The sequence below is a fragment of the Mesorhizobium sp. M0119 genome, assembly GCF_040322615.1.
Taxonomy (GTDB): domain Bacteria; phylum Pseudomonadota; class Alphaproteobacteria; order Rhizobiales; family Rhizobiaceae; genus Mesorhizobium.
The window spans coordinates 1-23,042 of record NZ_JAMYTU010000059.1 but is presented as its reverse complement, the minus strand read 5'-3'; the positions used below and the strand labels follow the sequence as shown (position 1 = coordinate 23,042).

The 23,042-nt window shown below is 59.5% G+C and carries 18 protein-coding genes and 7 pseudogenes; 4 read left to right on the top strand and 21 right to left on the bottom strand.

Going from position 1 to position 23,042, the window contains the following annotated elements:
• The first annotated feature begins 134 nt into the window (after positions 1–134).
• Positions 135–1,010 carry a gamma-glutamyltransferase gene (locus tag NKJ40_RS29365; RefSeq protein WP_352469044.1) on the top strand — a complete coding sequence of 292 codons (876 nt, stop codon included), beginning with the start codon at positions 135–137 and terminating at the stop codon, positions 1,008–1,010.
• Positions 1,011–1,040: 30 nt separating this feature from the next.
• Positions 1,041–2,072: a D-alanine--D-alanine ligase family protein gene (locus NKJ40_RS29360; RefSeq protein ID WP_352469043.1), complete on the top strand. Its 1,032-nt coding sequence runs from the start codon at positions 1,041–1,043 to the stop codon at positions 2,070–2,072.
• Between the two features lie 101 nt (positions 2,073–2,173).
• Here the strand turns inward: NKJ40_RS29360 and NKJ40_RS29355 are convergent, their stop codons facing one another.
• The 21 genes and pseudogenes from NKJ40_RS29355 to NKJ40_RS29270 form a co-directional block, all read right to left on the bottom strand.
• Positions 2,174–3,142, bottom strand: coding sequence for an alpha/beta fold hydrolase (locus tag NKJ40_RS29355; RefSeq protein ID WP_352469042.1), 969 nt, complete (start codon positions 3,140–3,142; stop codon positions 2,174–2,176).
• A 155-nt stretch (positions 3,143–3,297) separates the two neighbouring features.
• The gene (locus NKJ40_RS29350) at positions 3,298–4,299 is read right to left on the bottom strand and encodes an ABC transporter ATP-binding protein (RefSeq protein WP_352469041.1); all 1,002 of its coding nucleotides are present in this window, start codon (positions 4,297–4,299) and stop codon (positions 3,298–3,300) included.
• Positions 4,292–5,299: an ABC transporter ATP-binding protein gene (locus NKJ40_RS29345; protein WP_352469040.1), complete on the bottom strand. Its 1,008-nt coding sequence runs from the start codon at positions 5,297–5,299 to the stop codon at positions 4,292–4,294. Before NKJ40_RS29345 ends, NKJ40_RS29350 begins: the two co-directional genes overlap by 8 nt.
• A complete protein-coding gene (locus NKJ40_RS29340; protein WP_352469039.1) occupies positions 5,296–6,228 on the bottom strand; it encodes an ABC transporter permease in 933 nt (310 codons plus the stop codon). The genes NKJ40_RS29345 and NKJ40_RS29340 overlap by 4 nt, the downstream gene beginning before the upstream one ends.
• Positions 6,228–7,226: an ABC transporter permease gene (locus NKJ40_RS29335; RefSeq protein WP_352469038.1), complete on the bottom strand. Its 999-nt coding sequence runs from the start codon at positions 7,224–7,226 to the stop codon at positions 6,228–6,230. The genes NKJ40_RS29340 and NKJ40_RS29335 overlap by 1 nt, the downstream gene beginning before the upstream one ends.
• Before the next feature lies 1 nt (position 7,227).
• Positions 7,228–8,898: an ABC transporter substrate-binding protein gene (locus tag NKJ40_RS29330; RefSeq protein ID WP_352469037.1), complete on the bottom strand. Its 1,671-nt coding sequence runs from the start codon at positions 8,896–8,898 to the stop codon at positions 7,228–7,230.
• A 661-nt stretch (positions 8,899–9,559) separates the two neighbouring features.
• Positions 9,560–10,039 (bottom strand): annotated as a pseudogene (locus NKJ40_RS29325) (ATP-binding cassette domain-containing protein); the annotation flags it as partial.
• On the bottom strand, positions 10,000–10,407 hold the full coding sequence (locus NKJ40_RS29320) for an ABC transporter permease subunit (RefSeq protein WP_352469046.1): 408 nt from the start codon (positions 10,405–10,407) through the stop codon (positions 10,000–10,002). The pseudogene NKJ40_RS29325 and the gene NKJ40_RS29320, both read right to left, overlap by 40 nt.
• Positions 10,408–10,540: 133 nt before the next feature.
• Positions 10,541–11,128, bottom strand: a complete 588-nt coding sequence (locus tag NKJ40_RS29315) for an ABC transporter permease family protein (RefSeq protein WP_352469036.1) — start codon at positions 11,126–11,128, stop codon at positions 10,541–10,543.
• A 272-nt stretch (positions 11,129–11,400) separates the two neighbouring features.
• Entirely contained in the window at positions 11,401–11,766 is a 366-nt protein-coding gene (locus tag NKJ40_RS29310; protein WP_352469035.1) for a type 2 periplasmic-binding domain-containing protein, read from the bottom strand.
• The gene (locus NKJ40_RS29305; protein WP_352469034.1) at positions 11,763–11,930 is read right to left on the bottom strand and encodes a hypothetical protein; all 168 of its coding nucleotides are present in this window, start codon (positions 11,928–11,930) and stop codon (positions 11,763–11,765) included. Before NKJ40_RS29305 ends, NKJ40_RS29310 begins: the two co-directional genes overlap by 4 nt.
• Before the next feature lie 462 nt (positions 11,931–12,392).
• Positions 12,393–12,662, bottom strand: coding sequence for an integrase core domain-containing protein (locus tag NKJ40_RS29300; protein ID WP_352469045.1), 270 nt, complete (start codon positions 12,660–12,662; stop codon positions 12,393–12,395).
• A 59-nt stretch (positions 12,663–12,721) separates the two neighbouring features.
• Positions 12,722–12,878: pseudogene (locus NKJ40_RS32045) on the bottom strand (DDE-type integrase/transposase/recombinase); the annotation flags it as partial.
• A 323-nt stretch (positions 12,879–13,201) separates the two neighbouring features.
• On the bottom strand, positions 13,202–13,453 hold the full coding sequence (locus NKJ40_RS32040) for a group II intron maturase-specific domain-containing protein (protein ID WP_502903780.1): 252 nt from the start codon (positions 13,451–13,453) through the stop codon (positions 13,202–13,204).
• On the bottom strand, positions 13,396–13,626 hold the full coding sequence (locus NKJ40_RS32035; protein WP_502903781.1) for a hypothetical protein: 231 nt from the start codon (positions 13,624–13,626) through the stop codon (positions 13,396–13,398). Before NKJ40_RS32035 ends, NKJ40_RS32040 begins: the two co-directional genes overlap by 58 nt.
• Positions 13,627–13,889: 263 nt before the next feature.
• Entirely contained in the window at positions 13,890–14,489 is a 600-nt protein-coding gene (locus tag NKJ40_RS32030) for a reverse transcriptase domain-containing protein (RefSeq protein ID WP_502903779.1), read from the bottom strand.
• Between the two features lie 836 nt (positions 14,490–15,325).
• Positions 15,326–16,010, bottom strand: a pseudogene (phbB, locus tag NKJ40_RS29290) (acetoacetyl-CoA reductase); the annotation flags it as partial.
• A pseudogene (locus NKJ40_RS29285) lies at positions 16,007–17,243 on the bottom strand (acetyl-CoA C-acetyltransferase). The pseudogenes NKJ40_RS29285 and phbB, both read right to left, overlap by 4 nt.
• Positions 17,244–17,378: 135 nt before the next feature.
• Positions 17,379–18,782, bottom strand: coding sequence for an aspartate aminotransferase family protein (locus tag NKJ40_RS29280; RefSeq protein WP_352469033.1), 1,404 nt, complete (start codon positions 18,780–18,782; stop codon positions 17,379–17,381).
• A gap of 12 nt (positions 18,783–18,794) precedes the next feature.
• Complete coding sequence (locus NKJ40_RS29275; protein WP_352469032.1) at positions 18,795–20,273, bottom strand: NAD-dependent succinate-semialdehyde dehydrogenase; 1,479 nt, start codon at positions 20,271–20,273, stop codon at positions 18,795–18,797.
• Positions 20,274–20,871: 598 nt separating this feature from the next.
• A pseudogene (locus tag NKJ40_RS29270) lies at positions 20,872–21,398 on the bottom strand (acyl-CoA dehydrogenase family protein); the annotation flags it as partial.
• Positions 21,399–21,616: 218 nt separating this feature from the next.
• Between NKJ40_RS29270 and NKJ40_RS29265 the strand changes: the two are divergent.
• Positions 21,617–22,205, top strand: a pseudogene (locus tag NKJ40_RS29265) (IS66 family transposase); the annotation flags it as partial.
• A 9-nt stretch (positions 22,206–22,214) separates the two neighbouring features.
• Positions 22,215–22,438: pseudogene (locus NKJ40_RS32025) on the top strand (GMC oxidoreductase); the annotation flags it as partial.
• Between the last annotated feature and the right edge of the window lie 604 nt (positions 22,439–23,042).

Below are 23,042 nucleotides of genomic sequence, written 5' to 3'. Positions count from 1 at the left end.
CGTTCGTGCCGTCTCAACCACACAAATACTATGGGGCGGAGTGTGGGGGGTGTTTAATATCCCCCCGGCCTCTGACGCCCGTGCTGCCGGGGGGGCGGGGGGCGCCCCGCGGCGATCGGCTGGCGCCGTTGCCGGTGCAGTATGCGGAATACGCCCTTTGGCAGCGCCGTTGGCTGGCAGGCGAGGTGCTGAAACGTCGGTCGGAGTACTGGCTCAAGATGCTGGCGGGGTTTGCCCAAACGATGAGTCGAAAGGCGCCGAAGGATGAGATCGAAAGGCGCGCAACGCTTATTGCCGACCCAAAGCGAGTGGAGCACAGCGGCCCCGCCGTTTCCGTGCCGAAGCGCCACGAGACGGTGGCGACGGTTTTCCCGTTCGCCACCGGAGCCGGGCTGGAAATCCTGTGTGTCGGCGGGAATGCTATTGACGCTGGGATGGCCGCGGCCTGGATATTTTGCGTGTCCGAGCCCAGTGCATCGGGGCTGGGCGGGCAGTTCGTATTGCTCGTCCGTTTTGCCGATGGTCGCAATGCCGCGCTGACAGATGGACGTCCCCGTGTGCCTGCGGTCGCTTCGCTCGGCACGATCAAAGCCGGCGAGCAGCGGCGCGGGCATCGCGCCTGCACGATTCCATCGACTCTCGCGACGCTGGACTGCGCGGACAGGAATACGGCGTACTTAGCCGGGAAATGGTGGAATATCGCCCGGCTTCGCCAGATTGCATTCTTTCCGGTCCTTGCCCCGAGTTTGACATGTGAAAGTTTCGCAAACGTGCTCGATCGAGATGAAGGCTTCGCAGCGGTTTGGCGCTTTCACGACGGTGTTGGCGGCTCTGATCATCGTGCGCTGCGTTTCCCGGAACTGGTGCAGGCCGGTTGCATTTCAGAAACATCGCGATTTCCGACTGTTGGAGGGAGCAACCGCTCGCCGCTTGGCGGCCGTACCGGTGGGGCGCGGGGTCTAGACCATCTGATCCCAGATCAGCCAACGAAATCCGGGCCAATGAACTGACAGCGAGCAAAAAAATCTAAGGAGTAGCTCATGCGGGTAGCCATCGTTTGGAACTGTGATCATACGGGCGTGATCAATCAGTTCGGTCAGCCTTGTCCCGAGGAATACCGCCCCGGCGGGGCATTTGAAAGGGAGGTGGCCGAGACATCTGAAAGGGTAGTGGCGGCACTGCAAGAGGGCGGTCACGAGACGCTGCTGTGTGAAGGCGATAAAGGATTGCTCACTAAGCTCGAGCAGTTCATGCCACCCGATCCGCAAGCCCGCCCTTCGGGACTCGTATTCAACGGAGCGGAGGGAATTCAGGGCGAGTACCGCTACACCCACGTTCCCGCCATGCTTGAGATGGCCGGTGTTCCATACACTGGATCAAGCCCGCTCGGGCATGGGCTGATGCACGACAAGGTCATCACCAAGAGGCTCATCCGCGATTGCGGCGTGCCGACGCCGAACTTTCGCGTGATGCGTCGCGGCACCGAGAATTCCGGCGACTTGCGATTCCCAGTGGTAGTGAAACCGCGACGCGAAGACAGCAGCCTCGGATTGCAGCTTGTACATGAACCTGCTCAGTTGAGGCAGGCGGTGGAAGTGATCGTAACGCGGTATGCGCAGGAGGCGCTCGTGGAAGAGTACATCGAGGGGCGGGAAATCAGCCTTGCGCTGCTTGGAAACGGAGAGCTTGAGGTGTTTCCTCTGGTGGAGCACGACTTCGGCGATCGCGAAACGCGTCTTATGACTTGGGAGGCGAAGTACACGGCGATGGCGACGCCGCCGAAGATTTGCCCAGCGCAAATCGGGAGCAGCCTTGCGACTGTGTTGAGGGATATTTCTGTTGCGACCTTCCGTGCCTGCCAATGTCGGGACTATGCCCGCGTCGACATCAGGATCGACAACCGCGGCCAGCCGTTTGTCCTGGAGATCAACTCCATGCCGGCGCTCAGTATGAGCTCCTCTTATGTCCGAGCCGCGATGACTGCCGGACATAGCTTCTCGAGCTTGGTCAATCGCATCGTCGATGTCGCCCACTCGCGGTACTCCGGAATCGGGGAGGTACCGGATCTGTGAGCGAGTACTCATCCGCGGGCTCTTCGACCACGTCGAGCGCTACTTTGTTGCCGATTCGTCACCTTCGAAGACTACTGGGTCCCCCGCCAAGCGCCGCCAGCTTACAGACGCTGATCTTTTGTCTCGTTCGCCACTAGCCACGCAAACACGTGGGGCATGAGTTGGCTGAAGGTATGCCCGACGTTGGGAAATAGCTCCAAGCTCGCATTCGGGATCTGGCTCTGTAACCACTCGGAGTGACGCGGCGGCACCATGAGATCAGCAAGGCCATGAAAGAACCGTACGGGTACCTGTATCGAACCGAGCTCGAAGCCCCACGGGGAAACAAATGATTGGTAGTCGTCGACGTAAGCATCTTCTTCTAAATAGGGAGAGTCAGGCAAGGCGAGCTGTTGTGCGAGATTTTCACTCAACGGAGCCAGCAAGCGCCGGATGCGGCGGTCATTCAATGAATACAACTCTTTCTCAATTTCAGGGTCGTGCCGTGAGGCGGCGACACGCCTGTAGAATTGACGAGAGGCGTCCGGACCTTTGCGTGCCTCGACGATCTCCTCACGCATGAGAGGGACTTGCCCGTCTGCGCAGTCGAACCCTGGACCGAAGTTCGGGCCGCCCCCGGCGAGCGATGCCACCCGCGAAATCCGGTTGGGCAGCAGTGCTGCCGCGGCAAGCGCGTGCGGCCCACCACCAGAACTGCCGAATACCGCTGCGATGTCGACTGAGAGGTGAGTGAGGATGGCCTCAACTACCGGGGCAATATCGCTAACCTTACGCCCAGGCTGTGGCGTCGACCCCCCATAGCCTTGCCGATCGAAGGTGACCAGGCGACAGAAGATTGCGCCACTGGCTACATAATTCACGATATGGCCGAGCCCGGTGTTGGGCGTCCCATGGATCCCAACGACGAGCGGAACATCGGGCGGACCCACCTCATAGGCGCGGATCGTCCTGCCTCCCGAGATTTCGACCTCGAAGACACGTGGTGTTAGGTATGCGTCACCGGCAGATGCTTTCTCCGTCGCTGCTCCAGAGAGTGACCCCGCGGATGCGGTATGATGATGTTGTTTCATGATCGTTTCCGTTCGTAGTGAAGAGAACATTCAAAGGACCTCGAGACAGCCCTTCCTAAATGGTCAAGCAATCTGAACATTCCGCGTTTGCCAACGCTGGCTTCAGATAATCCTGCTGCCCAAAGTATTCCTTATTAGCACCCGCTCTGCCCTCTTCACTTCGCCAGCCAGCACGCAGCCAAGTGCTGCGGCTCCACTTCGATAGCCGGCGGCTCCTCTGCTTTGCAACGCTCGAAGGCCAGCGGACAACGCGGATGGAAACGACAGCCCTTCGGCACGCGCGCGGCGCTTGGAACCTCGCCCTGCAGGGCTGGCAGCTCGGCGCGACCTGCGTTGGCGCCAATCTGCGGGGTCGCGTTACGCAAGGCGACGGTATAGGGATGGCGAGGGCTGAATGTGATCTCGTCGGCGCTACCGATCTCGACCAATTTTCCAAGATACAACACGGCAATTCTATCGGCGATCAACCAGGCAAGCGGCAAGTCGTGGGTGATGAACAGCAGCGCCATGTCGTGCTTGTCGCGCAGCTCAACCAGAACCTGCAGAATTTGTGCGCGTATCGAGACATCGAGCATCGAGACAGGTTCATCAGCAACGATGAGCTCCGGCCTAACGGCAAGCGCTCCGGCAATCACCACACGCTGGCGCTGCCCGCCAGACAGCTCGTGCGGGAAACGGGCGAAGAAATCACTGGGAGGATTGAGTCCGGCCGCCGCGAGCGCTTCGCTCACCCGCTCGGCGAGTTGAGTGCCATTCTTGACCAGCCGCAGCGACCGTAACGGCTCCGCCACAATATCGAACACGGTGTGTCGTGGATTGAGCGCCTGATAGGCGTCCTGGAAGATCATTTGCACGCGATGCCTGTAGGGGCGTAAAGCCGACAAGCCTTGAACGGACGTCATGTCGCGGCTTTCGAATAGTATTCTGCCGGCTGTCGGCTGGGCGAGCTTGGTGATGACACGGCCCACAGTGGTTTTGCCACTTCCCGATTCCCCGACCAGGGCGACGATCTCACCCCGTCGGACGTTGAGGTCAATCCCGTCCACCGCGCGCACGGCGCCGGCAGGTCGGCCCAGTACACGGTCGAACAGTCCGCCCTGGATAGGAAAATGGACCTGGAGGCTCTCCAGACGCAGGATATCGGCGGTGTCAGGCATGAGCTGCGACCTTGTCTTCTTGCGAGGACTGGTGAAGGTGACAGGCGACGCGTCCCCGCCCGAACTTATCGAGGCTGGGGACTTCGGTCGCGCAAACCGCCATAGCCGACGGGCAACGCGGATGGAAGGCGCATCCCGAGGGTCGATTCAGCAAATTGGGGGGATCACCGGGGATGGGCCGAATTATCCGTTTGCCGCTCGCTGGGTTCGGGATCGATTCGACCAGCAGGCGGGTGTAGGGATGTTTGGGCCTGGCGAAGATCTCAGCGACAGTGCCATCCTCGACGATTCGGCCCGCGTACATGATCATCACGCGATCACAACACTCAGCCACCACAGAAAGGTCGTGGGTGATCAAAATGAGGGCCAGGTTAAGCTGCGATCGCAACTCCCCCAGCAGCTTCAGGATCTGAGCCTGGGTAATCACGTCGAGCGCCGTTGTGGGCTCATCGCCGATGACAATCGAGGGGCGACACGCGAGCGCCATGGCGATCATCACTCTTTGACGCATGCCACCGGATAATTCATGGGGATAGCCGGCACCCCGATCGGCCGGAATGCCGACGAGCTCGAGCAGTTCTCTTGCCCGCGCGGTCGCTTCGCCACGCGACATGCCGAGCTTCAGCATGCATGGCTCGGCAATCTGCTTGATGATGCGGTGAACGGGATTGAGCGCATTCATCGCGCCCTGAAAGACGACGGACGTCTCGCTCCAGCGGTGTGGCCGCATCGCCGCATCATCGTCGATCGGGAGCCGATTCCCGCGATAGCGCACTTGGCCGCCGCTGACCCGCGCGTTGGGCGATAGTAACCCCGCGATCGCCATCGCGGTCGTGGTCTTGCCACTACCCGATTCTCCGACGAGGCCAACGGCCTCTCCGGCCCGGAGTGCGAAGCTAACGCTGTCGATCGCACGCGACGAAACGCCCTTGAGTCCATAGTCGACAGAGAGCCCGTCGACTTCCAGAAGCGGAGCCTTCTCCCGGGAGGAGTTTGTCATGGAATAACCCTCCGCCGTGGATTGAACGTGTCGTCGAGGGCATTGCCAATCAGGACGAAGCTAAGCGAAACCGTGAGCACGCAAACCCCGGGGGCGCCGAGGTACCACCAAGCTCCAGCACTGGCCGCACCGGACCGCTGCGCGAGCGAAAGCAAAGTGCCCCATGACGGCTGCAACGGATCCCCAAGCCCGAGGAACGAGAGCGATGTCTCAATATAAATTGCGCCGGCGACGACCAGAGCGCCATTGGCCGCGATTTGCGGGACGAGATTGGGGAGGATGTGCCGCACCATGATGCTGAGATTGCTGCTGCCCGCAACGCGCGCGCGGTCAACGAATGTTCGCTCCTTAAGCGACAGTGTCTGGCTGCGAACGATACGTGCGACGAACGCCCAGCTTGTCATGCCGATAATGACAAGGATCACGAAAAGAGAAGGACGGAAGCCGAGGATTTCTCTGCCCCGACCTATCACCTCGAGAACTACGGGTGTGATGACCAGCGCCAAAACGAATGACGGCATAACAAAAAAGAAATCTGTGATGCGCATCAACCAGACTTCAACCCAGCCACCAAAGTAGCCCGCGGTCATGCCGACCGTGGTGCCGACGATGAGGCTGATTACAGTCGCCAGCAGCGCGATCGTGAGCGATATCCGGGCACCATGGACGACCAGATTGAGCACGTCCCGCCCCACGTCGTCCGTCCCCAGCAGATGCGAGCTTGACGGTGGTACGAGGAAGTCGCCCGTTGCAGTAATCGCAGTCTGGAGCGGTCCCACCAGAATATTGGGCATCGTTGCCAGCACAAGAAAGAACACCAGACATACGAGGCCCAGCTGAGCCCCGCCATGGCCAAGAAATTGGCGCAGAAAACCTCTGATCGCTCGCGCTCGGCTGCGCGTGGAATATTGAACAGTACTTTCACTCATTACCGCACTCTTGGATCAAGAAGGCTGTAGGCAAGATCGGCTGCGAGGTTCGCGACGACGATCGACGCACCAAGCAACAGGAATATGCCTTGAAGGACAGGGTAGTCCCGCGCGTTGAGCGCTTCCACCGTCAGGCCACCAATCCCTGGCCAGGCGAAGACAGCTTCAACGGTGATGGCGCCCGCTACCACGTAGCCGAGATTAAGGGCAATTAGAGTTACGACCGGCAGCATTGCATTACGGAATGCATGACGCATCAGCATCTGACCATTGGTGAGTCCCTTGGCCCGAGCGGTCACCATGTAATCCTCCGTGACTACGTCGCTCATTGCCGCACGTGCGACAACAACGTATTGGCCGATTAGCCCAAGAGCCACCGCGGTGACCGGGAGCGCGAGATGCCGCAAGTAGTCCAGCAACGAGTCAAGGGAGCCGGTGATCATGCCGGGAGAATATGCACCGTAGCCCGGAAGCCAGCCCAATGATGTACTGAAGATGACGACCAAGAGCATCCCAAGCCAGAAAGATGGCGTAGAATAGAGCGCCAGAGAGACTCCAATGGCGATATGGTCGACGGCTCCTCCCCTGCGCCAACCCGAATATAGCCCAAGCATAACCCCGGATAGGATAGCGATGAATTGGGCTAGGCCGACCAGGGCGATGGTGGCCGCCAGTCGCTCCAGGATCAGATCAGCGACGCGCTGGCCCCTAAACTTGAAGCTATAGCCCAAGTCACCTTGGAGGGTTGCCGACAAGTAGTCGACCACCTGGTCTGGAAATAACGGCCGGTCGAGGCCCCAGTTGAGGCGCTGTGTCTCGATCTGCTCAGGGGTCACGCTGATGCGTGCCCCGCTAAGCAGAAGCGCAGAGGGATCGCCCGGAATGACCCTGAACAGAATGAAATTCAAAGTCGCCACCATCAAGAGTGTGACGACCGCCCTGGAAAGGATGCGTCCGATGTGTCGGCTAGTCCGACCTCCCTGTCCACTGGAGGCCATGTCAGACCGGCTTCAGGCGATCAAATGGAAAAAAGCCCCACATCGACATGATGTCCTGCGTTCCCCAGCCGCTAAAACAATCCTTGCGACGCGCCTCGAGGACGAACGGGTAACACAGCATGATATACGGCGCTTCGATGTAAATGAGGCGCACCGCCTGATCTACTAGTCCCTGGCTCTTCTTGAGGTCGACAGTGACATTCACTTCCGACAGGAGCGCATCAAACTTCTCATTTGTCCAGTACGACGTGTTGCTGGTGCCGACGAGCTTACTGTTGCCCAAGGCGAGCAGGTCGAAAGCCGCCGGCGACCGCCAGCTTGAGTCGACGAGCAGATCCCAACCGCCGCCGCCCTTCGCCGGAGCTGCAGTGCGGGCGTTTAGCGCGCCGGACTCGAGTTGGGTCACCGTGACCGGTATGCCGATTTGTCCCAACCAGCCCGCGATAAACTGTATTGCCGCGAGCGGCATTTCAAGACTACCCGACGAGGTCCCTGTAATGAGTTCCAGTTGGAAACTCTTTCCCTCCTTGTCCTCCCGGACGCCATCGCCGTCTAGGTCCCTATAGCCGGCGGCATCAAGCCGGCGAGCAGCCTCCGCAGGGTCGAAACGGCGCCTGATGTCGCTCAGGTCCGAATAATAATCAGCCGCCACCGGCATGACGAGACCGATGCCAGGGTCAGCGTGCCCGCGGAAAGCCCGATCGACGATCGCCTTTTGATCGATCGCATAGCCAATCGCGTCCCGAAAAGCTGGATCTTGCAGGGCTTTGGTACTGCCTGCCCCGTTCCCCGACGCGGTGTTGAAGGCTAGGTAATTCCGTTGCTCGACGCGCGATTCACCGACTACGATGTCGGGATTCTTTGAGAGGTCGGTCCACTGGGCAGCGGTCAGGCTCATGCCATAATCGAGACTACCACTCTTCAGCCCTTGGGCAATCGGATCGGCGGTATCGAAGAAATGCATGATCATGCCAGCCGTGGCCGGCTGCCCCGTGCGGAAGTACGGGTTAGGATCAAAACGGGCAAACTGTCCTTGCTGGAACTCCGAAACGATCATTGGACCCGTGCCTACCAGCGGCGGTTCATTGCGGAACGCGCCACGCGCATCGGCATAGTTGACGTCCTTCCAGATGTGCTGAGGAACAATCATTGTGTGGTGATCCGCAGGCCAAGGAGTGGGGGCTTTAGTCACGATTTGCAAAGTTTCGTCGTCGAGAGCCGTTATAGACTCGACGTTTTGCAAGCCATCAGTGTTGTTTACGCCGAGGTTCAACTCGTCGGCCTTGCCGATGGAGTCGCGCAGATAGTTGTACGTGAACGCGGCGTCCGAAGCAGTGGCAGGCCTGCCGTCCGACCACTTCATGCCGGGCCATATCTTGAAGGTCCAGGTGAGCTTGTCATCTGCAACAGACCACTCCTTGGCGAAGCCCTTCCGATCATCATGCCGTTGGGCATCCACGCCAACTAAAACGTCATAAGTCATGGATATCGTCCAGATCGAACTCCAGCTGGCAAAGGGGTTCATCGTGTCGGGCGCGAAAATCCCGCCGACGCGCACGATGTGATCGCTGCATGACGAGGCGAACGCCTTTGAGTTCATAATCCACGGCGCTGCTGATCCTAGCAACATTGCTTTTGCAACTGTGCGGCGAGTGAGTAGCCAGTTGTTCATTGTGTCCTCCCTTTGTGCCTACGCTCGACGTTCAGAGACAAGCGTTCACATGAATCATGACGCGGCGGTTACCCCTGGTGATGCGGGCTTCAAATCGCGCCTCGATCCCCTGGAACTTTCCCCATCTTTGGTACCGAACCGCTGAGCGCCCGCTTTATGGAAGGTAGCAGTGCTATGGTGGCGGATTGCGCGATTATCCCCCAACTGCTGCAGGAAGTCGGCGTTTTTTGGGTCTCCGCGCAGATTTTCAACGACTTGGTGGTGGGAAGTGGGGGATACCCCGCTCTACGATGATCAGGGTTTCCGTCGGAGACGCTCCTGAGCCCACCATCTTGAAAACCGGTGACCGCAACTTAACGGTGAGCATCGCAGCGTGAAATTTTCCAGGCGTGACGAGGCCTGCGACGCCCCGCTCGCGGTGCACCATCATCTCGTCATTCGGCGGATTGCAGGTGACGCTATCGGCATTCACCTATCGCGCCTCTTCCGCATCGCATTCGACGATGGAAGCGGCATTACATGTCGCGGCGCGCCTCGGCGACCGGCTTGCCCCTCTAGGTCATCAGCAGACGACATGCTCGGCGGCGGCAACGATCAGCTCGAGCAGGCCGTAGTGTCGCTTGTGTGGCATCCGCGCCTTCCAGCGCAGAAGCGCGCACCCGAGCGCACGGGCGATGGCCGCGCGCTGCTTCCGCCCGCCGGAGAGCTGGATCGGGGAATGGTTCTTCTTGTCGCCGAGGCCCACGATATCGAGCAGCTCCGCCGCTCGGGCCTCAGCCTCCTGTCTGGAGAGCCCAAACACCGAAACTGGCGCCTCCATGCGGTTCTGCAGCGCTGTCATATGCGGGAAGAGGTTGAAGTGCTGGAAGACCATGCCGATCTTGCCGCGCACGCGCCGCAGGTGCTGGTCGCTCACCGGCACCATCTGGCCGTTCTTCTGCATGTGCGTGAGCGGCTCCCCGACAACCGAGATCACCCCCCCGTTGATGCGTTCCAGCGTCATCAACATACGCAACACGGTGGTCTTGCCCGACCCCGAAGCGCCTATTATCGACACTTTCTCGTTGCGAGCGATATCGAGATTGAGCTGGTCAAGCACCGTCAGCGCGCCTGAGCGATTGGCGTGCGGCGGTTGAGCCAGAAGCTCACCAACTGCACGATCGCGGAGGCGACCAGGCTGAACACGAGGTAGAAAAAGCCGGCCATGGTTATCGACTCGATATAGCGGTAGTTCTCGGCCTCGAAATTCTTGGCTTGCTGCAGCATCTCAAGGATCGCAATCACCGCGAGAATCGGCGTGTCTTTGAACATGTCGATGAAGTAGTTGCCGAGCGCGGGCACGATGGGCGGAATCGCCTGCGGCAGGATGATCGCGCGCCAGGTGCGCCGCCGCGACAGGTCGAGCGCTGTGCACGCCTCCCACTGGCCGCCATCCACATTCTCGATCCCTGCGCGGTAGCACTCTTGAGCAATAAGCAGCGAAGTGGATGCCGAGCACGCCGATGCCAGCGGTCCAGGCGGGGATGACGATGCCGAATTGCGGGCCGACGAAATAGACGAAGAAGGCCTGCAGCAGCGGCGGCGTCGAACGGATGAAATTCCGCCATGACTGTGGACACGTAGCGGTTGTTAGACTGGCGGATCAGCACGAATACCACACCCAGCACCAGCGCGATCGCGAAGCCCAGCATCGTAGCTTGAACCGTGACGATCGCGCCGCGATAAAGATACGGGAATGTCTCCCAGACGTAAGGACCAGTCCCAGATCTTCATGCCAGCGCCTCCCGCACGAAGCCACCGAAACGCGGCGCTCCAGCCCGCGCACGAAGGACGCTGATGATGGCGCGCGCGACGACGTAATAGCCAAACAGTGCCACCGCGAAGAACAGAAGGTAGTTGCCGGTGGCGTCAGCGGCCAGCTTGGAGGCGGTGGTGAACTCGGTGATGGTGATAAAGAAGATGAGCGACGTAGAGCAAATCGATCAGCAGGTTGCCCCAGGACGGCAGCATGGCGCGAATCGCGTGCGGCAGCATGATGCGGCGCATCATGGAAGTTGAGCGCGATGCTCGCTTCATACTGGCCGCGGTCGACGCCCTGGATGGCGGCGCGCACCAACTCGGCACTGTAGCCGGAGGCATTCGTGCCGATGCCGAAGGTGGCGACGGCCCACGGCGAAAGGACGCTGAAGATCGGCAGCATGAAGAACCACCAGTAGACCTGCACCAGCATCGACGTTCCGCGAAAGAATTCGATGTAGGCGACACCGAACCATCGCAGCGGCCTGCGGGCGAGACCCGGCTCAGGCCGACGATCAGCCCGAGGGCGATCGCCACCAGAGATGCCCCGAGGGCTACGACAGAGTAATCACGACGCCCTTGGCCAGCGCCGTCACGCTGAAGCCGAGCGCGAATTCGTTCATGTCCTTCTGCCCGCTCGGCGCTCCCCGGCCACTCCGACCGGGAAGACGCATCAGTTCGTAAACGACCGGCTGACGCCGTGCCTTACCCCTTGCACAGATCGGCGGCCTTTGTGCCGTCTGGCAGGTTGGCTTTGGTGTAGCTGTATTTGCCGACCGACTGCATCATCTCCTCGGAGCCGATACAGTCCTTCAGCACGGCATTGAAGGCATCGGGCGCGGCCTGCTGGTTGGACGGTAAGGCAAGGGCGGGATAGCCGGGGATGGCGGGCGGGGTAAGCCGATCGGCCAGCTCAATGCTGTCATCCTTGTCGGCAAATTTCTTCAAGGTGAAGTAGTCGCCGCCGCCGCTGGCGGCTCGGCCGGCCTTCATCGCTTGGACGATCTCTGCCGGTCCGGCGACCTGCATGATCTTATCGTCAGCGACGCCGATCTTTTTCGCGATCTTCACCTCATCGTAGCCGGCTCGGTGACAAAGATGAGGCCTTCGTCGCGTATGCCTTGGTAGGAGTGCACTCCCTCTGCGTTGCCCTTCGGCACGATCACGACGTAGTGGGTCTTGGCGATCGGCTCGGTGAACAGCACGTTGGGGCAGCGCTCCGGCAGGATGAACATGCCACCGGTAATGACATCGAAGCACCGGTTTACAGGCCGGGAATCAGCGCGCCCTATTCAGTGACGATCGGCTCGACCTTGGTCGTGCCGAGCTTCTTCAGAATGTCGAGCGTCATGGCATTGAATAAGCCCGGATAGGTCTAGGGAACTTCGCTGGAGAAGCCAATCCGGATGGACTCTCCGTTCTTGATCTTGTCGAGCAGCGACTCCGCCGAAGCCGAACCGGCAACACGCCGATTGCCATCGCCACGATTGCGAGCGCGGCCATTCCCCTGAGGACGGCACGTCCCGCAAGATCACTTCCGTTTTGCATGCTCCCTTTTCTGCCGCTGGTCCCACCAAAAACACACCGGGAGACGATGTTCATTTCAGGTGTTGCATGAATTCCAATGTGTCTAGTTGATAGATGGGTAACATTTTGAACCGGATTCATGGCACTGCACCCCTTCGGTGAGACAGTAATCAGTAACAGTTCTCCTTGTTGTGGATTTGCGTTGGTGTCTTTTGCCGTAGTTGCATGAGACTGGTCTCGTATGCGTCCGGCGAGAGATAGTCGAGGGCAGAGTGCAGGCGCTGCCTGTTGTAGACTACCTCGATTAACTCGCCGATCCTTGTCGTTGCATCGTCTATGTCGCGATAGGCTTGGCCATCCACCTCCTCTTCCTTCAGGGTCCTCATGAATCTTTCGGCCTTGGCATTGTCATACGGATTGCCGATGCGGCTCATGCTCAGCTGGATGTCGTGGCTTGCAAGTCGTGCCGCGAGTCAGCGCAGGCGTATTGGACGCCGCGATCGCTATGGTGAATGACACTTCCCGGTGCCGGCCGACGTGCCGCAATCGCATTTGTCGAGCGCCTCAATGGCAAGTTCCGCTTTCAGGTGGGTCGCAATCGCCCAGCCGATGACCTTGCGGCTGAAGGCGTCCAGGACGATCGCCAGGAATGCGAACTCCTCGGCGAGATGGAGTGGAGTAAGAAGCGCTGCTGCGCTTCTCCTCCCCGAACCGTACGTGCACCTTTCAGCGCATGCGGCTCTCTATTCAATCTTGGCCCATGGCCATAGCAACATCATGATAGTTTGAGGTGACGGTGCTGCGAGATTCGCTCCGGAAGATGTATGGATTGATCTCCGGTTCCGCCATCGGAACTGCGCCTTGGGACTGGATACCATTCGGCGCAGCGCTTTGCCAACACGGTTTCCGCGTTCACTTCGTCCGTAGACGAGCCAGGTCTTTGCCTTGCCCGCATCCGGCGCTCGATACCAGCTCCGCATCAAGGGCTTGATGCGTGACCGATATTTTCGCGCAGCCAGTGCGCCAGTTTCCAGAACACGACATGGTCGATGTGCCGAGTGCGTGCTGTGAAGTCGGTGAACTTGTAGAAGGCCGCCCATCCCGCCACTTGGCGGTTCAAGCGGTCCACCATGTCGACCTTGCCAACATCATGATTGCCGGAAAGGGTCTCGGTCAGTTTGCGAACAAACGCCTTGGCCTTTTCGTTGGGTATCGTCGTGGCGACGGACATGCGCCCGTTCGACCCTCGCTTGCGAATGATCGATGCCCCAGAAAGACGAACCCGTCATCGACGTGGGTGATATGGGTCTTTTCCATATTCAACGTCAACTTCAGGCGGTCTTCCAGAAAGGCCCGGCATTCCTCGCGGATTTCCTCGGCATGGACCTTCGTCCCCTTGACGATGACGACGAAGTCATCGGCATAGCGACAATAGAAAATCGCAGGTTTCCATTGCCGGTTCTCTCGAACCGTTATGGGGGCGTCCCTGCTGAATGCCGAAGTTCCATGCCGAGCGATCCTTGCGGGCTTTCCGGTTCAGGTATTTCGCCTCCAGCCAGCATCAAACTCGTGGAGCATGATGTTGGACAGGAGCGGCGACAGCACGCCGCCTTACGGAACGCCCTCGCTGGACGCCGTAAACAGACCACGATCGATGTGGCCCCCCTTCAGGATTCGCCAGAGCAGATCGACAAACCGTCCGTCTGCACCCGTCGTCGCACGCATCGCAGAAGCAACCGGTGGTGAACGGTGTCGAAGTAGCTTGCCAGATCACCTTCGATGATCCAGCGGCGCCTCGTCGTATCCGTGCCATCCTGAAGCTGCAACTTCACGGTACGAACGGCATGGTGCACGCCGCGTTCCGGCCGGAAGCCATAGGACAGGCGATGGAAGTCGCTTTCCCAGATCGGCTCCATGGCCATCAGCATGGCGCGCTGCACAATGCGGTCTGCCAGGGTCGGTATACCCAGCGGTCGTAGCTTGCCATTGGCTTTCGGGATATAGATCCGCTTGACCGGCTTCGGGCGATAAGTACCCTTCAGCAGGTTCGTCCGCAGGTCGGCCAGATGGCGATCCAGCCCGGCCTGCATCCGTCGCTTATCCATTCCGTCGATGCCCGGTGTCCGGGCGCCACTCGACGCCAGAACGATCCGGGCGGCCTCGGCAAGCCATTCCCGGTCGGCAATGAGCCGAAGACGATCGAACCGCCGGTTCGGATCGCGTTCAGCCCATGTTGCGAGCTTGTGCTGCATTTCGCTGATTATCAAAGGTCTTCACCTCGTTTGGTCAGGTAATTCGCACTCCAAGCAGAGCGAACTGTTCCCCTTCGCCATGTGACAGGCTTTCCCTGCCGCGGACTAATACGGGAACTCCGCCAGCATGATGGACATCAGGGTCATCTCCCTTGCGACGCAGAACATCGTGGGCATTCCATCATGCCTTCCCTCGTTCATATCCTGGACATTCCACGCACTGGGGAGGTTGCCGGTCGCAGTTCTTGTCCTTGCGTCCCGCAAGTCGATGCCGCTGCCATGGTCTGGGCTGTGTTCTCCCCATGGCTCCCTGCAGGCGACCTACATGCACGCCCACATTCGGATGCGCCGACATACGTCTCCGGCGACCTCATCAGCATTTCGCCTGTTAAGCCGTGTAGGCGAAGGCGACATTTCAGGCCCTCGGATGCGGATTAACCGGTTCGTGTTCCTCAACCTTCCAGTGCTACAGCCACGGGAACCATCTTGGCGTAACGGCTTCGCCTCAATTCCCTTTACCTGCAGGCTACGTCACCCTGCCAGTTGACGACAGGTCACCGCCGCTTGGGCTCAAGCCCCCCACAGCAGGGAGCAGGGCATTCTTCAAATCCTCCTTTCTCAATGCATTCCAGTCATATGCACCCCGGACCATCGGGACGAGGCGCACCGTAGGTGATGTCGGCCACCCAGAGCTGGTCGATGTCGGTCAGCTGAAGGCCTCGGGCTAGGTTGGGCACGATGGACCAGTCATGCCTGGTGTCGGTTGTCATCGGCACGAAGGGCGCTTTGCGCAGACACAGCAGATTGTCCTCCCGCATCAGCCGCAGCACGCGCTTGTGATTGGCCCGCCGGCTGATGAAGCCGGCATTGTCGGAAGCGAGAAAGACGACGCAGCGCGCGATCTCTTCCGGTTCGCCGAGGCGGCCGACCGGGATCTGCGGAATAATGCGCTCGTTGAGCACCTTCTCGTCGATTGCCTTGACCATTTCGGTGGCGATGTAGCCGGGGCAGATGACGTTGACGGTGATGCCCGCGCGGGCGCCTTCCTGAGCCAGCGCCTTCGAAAAGCCGATGTTGCCGGCCTTGGCGGCGGAGTAATTCACCTGTCCGGCCTGGCCCTTCTGGCCGTTGATGGAGGAACTTGTAATGACGCGGGCGAACTTGCGCTCGCGCATGCCGTTCCACAGCGGATGCGTCATGTTGAAGACGCCGGACAAATTGGTGTCGATAACCTCTTTCCACTGTTCGTGCGTGATCTTGTGGAACATGGCGTCGCGGGTGATGCCGGCATTGTTGACCAGCACCGCGACCGGGCCAAGATCGGCCTCGACCTGTTTGATGCCGGCAGCGCAGGCATCATAGTCGGCGACCGACCATTTGTAGACCGGGATGCCGGTCGCCGCCTTGAATTGCGCAGCCGCCTGGTCATTGTCGGGATAAGGTCGCGGCAACCGAGTAGTTGGCATTCTTCAAAGCCACCGAGATCGCTGCACCGATGCCACACCATCCGCCTGTGACTATTGCTACCTTGCTCATGCATTTCCCTTTTTTCCGTACGGCCCTGTTTTCGAACCTCTTGGACGTGGAACGGGTCCTTGCGCCGCCCCGATGGTCAAGCCGTCAGAGCGCTTTGACGCCCATGCCGCCGCCGATGCCTTGGCGCCGCGGCGCCGCATCTCATGGACCAGCATGTTGAAGATGCGCGCGCCCGAAGCGCGAATCGGATGGCCAATGGCGATGGCGCCGCCATTGACGTTGACGATCGAGGGATCCCAGCCCATGTCCTTGTTGACGGCGCAGGCCTGGGCGGCAAAAGCCTCGTTGGCCTCGACCAGGTCGAGATCGCCGACTGACCAGCCGGCCTTTTCCAATGCCTTACGCGACGCCGGAATGGGACCGGTGCCCATGATCGCCGGATCGACGCCAGCGGTCGCCCAGGACACGGTGCGCGCCAGCGGCGTGATGCCGCGCTTTGCGGCTTCCGCTTCGGTCATCAGCAGCACGGCGGCGGCGCCGTCATTGATGCCGGAGGCATTGGCGGCGGTTACCGTGCCGTCCTTGTCGAAGGCCGGTCTTAGCTTGGTCATGGCGTCGATCGTCGCGCCGTGGCGGATGTATTCGTCCTGGTCGACAATGGTGTCGCCCTTCTTGCCCTTGACGGTGAAAGCCACGATCTCGTCCCTGAATTTGCCGGCCTTCTGCGCGGCCTCGGCCTTGTTCTGGGAAGCCAATGCGAGCCGGTCCTGGTCCTCGCGGGTAATCTGGAACTGGCGAGCGACGTTTTCGGCTGTGTTGCCCATGTGCTGGCGTTGAAGGCATCCCACAGCCCGTCCTGATCATGGTATCGATCATCTTGTAGTCGCCCATCTTGACGCCGGCGCGCAGGTGTTCGGCGTGCGGCAACAGCGACATCGATTCCTGGCCGCGTGCAATGATCACCTTGGCATCCCCAGTGGCGATCTACTGCATGCCGAGCGCGATGGCGCGCAGACCCGAACCGCAAACATGGTTGAGGTCCCAGGCGGTGATTTCCTTGGGCAGCCCGGCAATAATCGAGACCTGGCGGGCCGGCTTTTGACCCTGGGCCGCGGTCAGCGCCTTGCCGAGGATGACCTCGTCGACCTCGCCTGGTTCGACACCGGCACGCGACAGCAATTCATTGATGTCGACAGCACCGAGTTCATGCGCCGGGCTGGCCGCGAAGGCGCCATTGAAGGAGCCGACGGTCGTGCGTGCGGCACTGGCGACAACGATTGAGTTCTTGATCACAATTATATCCCGTAATTTGAGCTGCGCGTTGATTCTCGCCAAGACCGACTTGGTCTTAGCTGAAGATCGTTGCTACAGTCCGACCATCGGGGAAGAACTGCTAAAGTGATTTAGAACTCTGGCCAGCTAACGCATTCAGACTTTCTGGCCTTCTCGAACAAGCTCATCCATGACGAATCGGACGGCGCTTTCAGCGATTGCAACAATCTCTTCGACCTCGGCTTTCGTTGCTACCAGTGGCGGAGCAAAGCCCAAAATGTCGCCGTGCGGCATAGCACGAGCGATCAGACCACGGTCGCGGGCTGCCTTCGAGATTCGCGCCCCAACCTTAAGCATAGGATCGAAACGCTTGCGATTGTGGCGGTCGGCGACGAACTCGATTGCGCCCATAAGCCCAACGCCGCGCACTTCACCCACGATAGGCGACTGAGCGAATTTTTCCTTCAGCTGCGCTTGGAAGAACGCGCCAACCTCACGAGCATTGCCGGGGAGGTCTTCCTTCTCGATGATGTCGAGAACCGCGTTGGCCGCGGCGGCTCCGATGGGATGACCGGAGTAGGTGTAGCCGTGCGAGAATGCGCCAACCCTGTCAGCGCCGTCTTCCAAGACCTCGTAGACCTTCTCGCCAACGATTGCCGCCGAAAGCGGGAAATAGCCGGACGTCAGACCTTTTGCGACAGTAATAAGGTCTGGTTCGATGCCGTAATGCTGTGAGCCGAACATCGAACCGGTTCGGCCGAAGCCGGTGATCACTTCATCCGCGATTAGAAGTACGTCATGCTTTTTGAGAACGGCCTGGATGGCCTCCCAATACCCTTCCGGCGGAGGCGTGATGCCGCCTGTGCCGAGCACCGGCTCACCGATGAAGGCGCCGACATTGTCCGAGCCCACGCGTTCGATCAGCTGATCAAGTTCACCAGCCCGCCGTACCGAGAATTCGCGGTCGGTTTCGCCGGGGTTTGCGCCCCAGTAGAAGTGGGGAACACCGGTGTGAACAATTTGCGGGAGCGGTAAGTCCATATGATCGTGATAAAAGCTCATCCCGGTCATCGACCCGGACACAACGCTGCAACCGTGATAGCCTCGCTCACGCGAGATGATCTTCTTCTTGTTCGGCTTACCACGTAGGTTATTATAATACCAGACCAGCTTAGCTTGGGTCTCGTTGGCATCCGAGCCGGACATACCGTAGAAAACCTTGCTCATCTTGCCAGGGGCCATTTTCACGAGGCGATCGGACAAGATGGCGAGCTCGTCGGTCGTGTGGGCAGCGTAGGAATGGTAGTAGGCCAGTCGATATGCCTGACGTGAGATCGCTTCGGCAACTTCGGCGCGGCCGTAGCCAACATTCACGCAATATAGACCAGCGAACCCGTCAATCAACTGATTGCCATGCGCGTCCTGGATGCGAATGCCCTTGCCTGTCTCGATGATGGTTGGCTCACCAAGCTTGCCAGTCGCGAAGTCCTTGAGTTGCGTGAATGGATGCAGGACAGAGTTCCTGTCCTTCTCGCTGATCTCTTTGATGTTGACGGTCATCAGACTTTCCTCTTAAAAATTGATACTTCCGAAGCAGACGTATTTGGGCTCCAGATATTCGGTCAGGCCATATTTCGAGCCCTCACGGCCAAGACCAGATTGTTTCCATCCCCCGAATGGAATCGGCGCGCCTGTAAATTTTGAGGTGTTGACTGCGACCATACCGTATTCCAGGCGATCGCTGAGCCACATGGCGCGGTTGAGATCCCGGGTATACACATATGCCGCAAGCCCCATCTCAGAGTTGTTGGCGCGCTGGAGCACGTCCTTTTCGTCTTCGAAGGGGAAGATTGCAGCGACCGGCCCGAAGGTTTCTTCGTCCGCGATCAGCATGTCATCGGTGACGTCAGCTAGGACGGTGGGCGTTATGAAATTGCCCCCGAGCGGACTGCGCTGGCCGCCAACAACGATGCGAGCACCGGCTGAAAGAGCTTGCGAAATGTGCTCACGACATTTTTCGGCAACAGAGGGCCGCATCATTGGGCCGATATCGGTTCCGTCTTCGAGGCCATGGCCAACCCGAAGTTTGGCAGTTGCCTCGGCGAATTGCTGGACGAAGCGGTCATAGATGGTACGCTGGACATAGATACGGTTTGCGGCAAGGCAGTCTTGGCCAGAGGTGTCGAATTTCGCGCACATGCAGCCAGCGACCGCTGCATCCAATGCCGCGTCTTCGAATAGCAGAAACGGCGCGTGCCCCCCCAGTTCCATCGAGGTTTTCTTTATCGTGCTTGCGGACTGCGCAAGAAGAATACGGCCAACCTCGGTGGAGCCGGTGAATGAGAAGGCGCGGACCTCGGTGTGCTCTAGGAGACGTTTCGCAAGCAGCGGTGCCTCCCCGGTGATTACCTGGAACACTCCCGCGGGCATGCCCGCTTCCTCGGCGAGGCGAGCGAGCGCCAGAGCGGACAACGGCGTCTCGGGCGCAGGCTTCACGATCATCGTGCAGCCGGCTGCGAGCGCAGCTCCTGCCTTTCGAGCAATCATCGCCGACGGGAAATTCCAAGGCGTGATCGCAACGGATACACCAACCGGCTGCATTCGCACGGACAGCAAGCTTCCAGCCAAATGGCTTGGGATCGTCTCGCCGTATGCTCGCTCACCTTCCGCCGCAAACCAGTCAATAAAACTGGCGCCATAGAAGATCTCGTTCTTTGCTTCTGGTAGCGGCTTGCCCTGCTCCGCCGTTATGATCACTGCCAGGTCATCGACGTTAGCACGTATTGCACCGGCCCAAGCGCGCAGTACTGCGCCCCGCTTAATGGGCAGCATGTCGCGCCAGATGGTAAATGCGTCGCGTGCGACGCGCACCGTGGAGTCCACGTGACTTTCGTCACAGGCGGCAACATCCATAAGCCAATCGGCGGTTGCTGGATCGATGACCTCCAGGGTTCGGGCTGTTTCGACCCAACGACCACCAAGGAAGGCGCGTCTCTCCATGAGATCTGCGCGCTTAAGCTTTTTGAGTGCTGACGCTGCCAGGCCCTTCATTTATGACTCCAAGAACAACAGGAGGCACAAACTAAACCGACCGTGATGCTGCTTGAGGCGGAAATCTCCTGCCGCAAGCAGATTTCCTGCAAATTGGACCCGTCTTGCGCAGAGTTCATTATACGGAAGCTGGTATGCCGCGCGTTGAGCTTAAGGGTACAGAAGGATGGTCGTCCCAGTCGCGAGGTTTGGCCGCAAGCCTGCAACTGCCAACGCGGCGAAGCCCCGGAGCCGAACGCCGTTGACATAGGCGTCGTCTGGCGAACCAGTGTGGGAGGGAATGGGTCGGCATTTCGCAGAGCATTGGGAGCGGTCATTCGATACGACTTGCTGACAGATCTCGCTCGGGCCGGCGCACCTATCAGCTCTCGAACTCGAACCGGCAATTGCTCGCCGCTCGCGGTCGTAGGCGAGCGCGTGGCTTTGCTGTGGCCGATGCCGCTGAGATTGAGCAATGGTAATGTCGCTGACCGAGCCTTGGATAAGCCGCGCTTCGGACTCTAACGTGGGGCTAATTCTTATGGTAAATCCGTTAATGCCTACACAAACAGCCGGTTGCAAATCGAACTCGCCGCGTTTGTCCAGGAGGATCGGCGGCCGTTATGGGCAGCGTGGCCATCCACTCGCCGGAAATCAGCTCTGCAAGACACTTCGCCTTCAACCCGTCGGAAGCATGTTTGTCGAGCGCTTCGACCGCGCCCATGGTCAGCGTCGGGCCGATGCCGAAGGCTATGGCTGCGGAATTCCACATTTCGAGCGCGGCGACACTGAGCATCGTCGGCAACGCCTGCCCGCCAAACTCCTCCGGTCCCGACAGCGCGTTCCAGCCGCCGTCGATCCAGTCGCCATAGAGCTCCTTCCCGGGTGGAGTGGTAACGGCGGCGCCGCTCAGTACCGCTTCCCGCTCGTCGCCGACCTTGTAGAGCGGCGCCACCTCGTCGGTGGCGAAACGGCCGGCCTCACTAAGAAGCGGATCGACCAGATCCTCGCCGAGATCACCGATGTACCGGCATCGAGGGCGGATTTCATGCCCGCGAGGTGCTTGAGCTTGAGCTTGAGCTTGAGCTTGAGCTTGAGCTTGAGCTTGAGCTTGAACGCGATATCGTCGACCAGTTCGCGATACATGACCGACGTCCTTGTTGGATCTCAACTCAATTTGTAATGGTGCGAGGAGGGGCTTTGCGATCGTCGCCTCCCTCTAGGCAACAGACGGTGACCTGCCACTGAACTTTCATCCAGTGGCGATTAGAGCCTCGGCCGTTTCTGTTACGCCGTATGGCGCGGTTGGAACAACCGGCGGAGACGCGAAGCCTTCATTGAGCGCAGCGTCGGAGCCGGTTGCCGGCAGCAACGAAACGATCAAACTCGCAGGATGTTGGGCGCATCTGCGGCGCAAGTTTTACGAACTGCATATCAGTGGGATCTCGCAGTCCGCCACGGCTTCGGTCACAGCCATGAGCAAACTGTGGGAGGTCGAGGACGAGGTCCGCGGCAAGGATGCCTATAGCCGCGCTGCGCTGTGTCAGGAAAAGTCCGCGACCCTCGTCGCGAGCCTCTTCGAACAGTGGGAAAAGGAACTGGGCAAGGTCTCCGGAAAATCCAAAATTGCCGAGGCGATCCGCTACGCGCTCACCCGGCGCGAGGCGCTGGAACGCTTTCTGACGGACGGCCGTATCGAAATCGACTCCAACACTGTCGAGCGCGCCATCAGGCCCCAGACAATTACTCGTAAAAACAGTCTATTTGCCGGCAGCGAGGGCGGTGGACGAACTTGGGCGACCATGGCGACCCTTCTGCAGAGGGCAAAAATGAACAACGTCGATCCGCTCGCCTGGCTCTCCCAGACCTTGACCCGCATCGCTCAACGCTGGTCCGCAGCCGAAGATCAACATGCTCATGCCCTGGAACTTCAAGCCAGACGCCATCAGCTAACCGCTTACTTCGGATCTGGTCAATGACGAAGAGCAGTTGGATCGGTTTATCCGCCAGAACGTGATCGCCAGTTGGCATCCGAATCGAGCTGCAAAACGGGCGCAGCCTCGGATCCTGCGGCCGTGACCGACCCGTCGGGCCGTGTTCGCGGCGTTTCCGGCTTGAGGATCGCGGACGCTTCGGTGATGCCTTTCTGCCCCAACGCGATTTTGAAAGAAGACCGGAATGGCTAACGAAGTGGCAATCGAAACCTCATTGACGGGGACAGCGGGTTCGTCCTTGCAGGCATCATGCTCAATTTCCTTGCATGCCGACGCCCCTGCTATCCTTGCGGAAGAGCCCCGAACAGCCCATCTACTGGTGATTTTGCAAGGCAGCTTTGGGGCGCAAGAAGGCGATAGCCCGTCTGGCCGGCCTCGTAGCAAAAATGCACATGAATCAAAGCGGCCGGCGATCCGCTCAATGATCCCTGACGATCCAGAGCCGCTAAATTTTACCACCCTTATTTTGCGGCCGTGAAATTTCCTCCAAGCCATTTGATGGAACAAATTAGCGGGCGCCCAGCAGCTTCAACGGAAAGCCTGATTTAATTGCATCGGCTATCGCCGTTCCCTCGGTGACAACGCCATCTAAACGAATTCCGTCGCTAAGCCGCGTGCCGCAAGGGCCATGTCCTTCTCGAGATCGTCGTCCAATTCTGGCTGTAGGTCGTCATGGCGACGCGACGTGCCACATGCTTTAGAAGGGTAAGCGCGAATTTCCCCGCACCTTTTGCTGTTGAGTGCTCTGATGCATGAGGTGTCCACCAAAATAGGTGGACACCTTGTGATGGAAGAA

What these genes read in the sequence shown, in the direction of transcription:
- NKJ40_RS29360 (WP_352469043.1), top strand. Translation starts at nt 1,041, where the DNA reads ATGCGGGTAGCCATCGTTTGGAACTGTGATCATACGGGCGTGATCAAT.
- NKJ40_RS29355 (WP_352469042.1), bottom strand. Translation starts at nt 3,142, where the DNA reads ATGAAACAACATCATCATACCGCATCCGCGGGGTCACTCTCTGGAGCA.
- NKJ40_RS29350 (WP_352469041.1), bottom strand. Translation starts at nt 4,299, where the DNA reads ATGCCTGACACCGCCGATATCCTGCGTCTGGAGAGCCTCCAGGTCCAT.
- NKJ40_RS29345 (WP_352469040.1), bottom strand. Translation starts at nt 5,299, where the DNA reads ATGACAAACTCCTCCCGGGAGAAGGCTCCGCTTCTGGAAGTCGACGGG.
- NKJ40_RS29340 (WP_352469039.1), bottom strand. Translation starts at nt 6,228, where the DNA reads ATGAGTGAAAGTACTGTTCAATATTCCACGCGCAGCCGAGCGCGAGCG.
- NKJ40_RS29335 (WP_352469038.1), bottom strand. Translation starts at nt 7,226, where the DNA reads ATGGCCTCCAGTGGACAGGGAGGTCGGACTAGCCGACACATCGGACGC.
- NKJ40_RS29330 (WP_352469037.1), bottom strand. Translation starts at nt 8,898, where the DNA reads ATGAACAACTGGCTACTCACTCGCCGCACAGTTGCAAAAGCAATGTTG.
- NKJ40_RS29315 (WP_352469036.1), bottom strand. Translation starts at nt 11,128, where the DNA reads ATGCTGGTGCAGGTCTACTGGTGGTTCTTCATGCTGCCGATCTTCAGC.
- NKJ40_RS29305 (WP_352469034.1), bottom strand. Translation starts at nt 11,930, where the DNA reads ATGTTCATCCTGCCGGAGCGCTGCCCCAACGTGCTGTTCACCGAGCCG.
- NKJ40_RS32040 (WP_502903780.1), bottom strand. Translation starts at nt 13,453, where the DNA reads ATGTCCGTCGCCACGACGATACCCAACGAAAAGGCCAAGGCGTTTGTT.
- NKJ40_RS29280 (WP_352469033.1), bottom strand. Translation starts at nt 18,782, where the DNA reads ATGACCGTCAACATCAAAGAGATCAGCGAGAAGGACAGGAACTCTGTC.
- NKJ40_RS29275 (WP_352469032.1), bottom strand. Translation starts at nt 20,273, where the DNA reads ATGAAGGGCCTGGCAGCGTCAGCACTCAAAAAGCTTAAGCGCGCAGAT.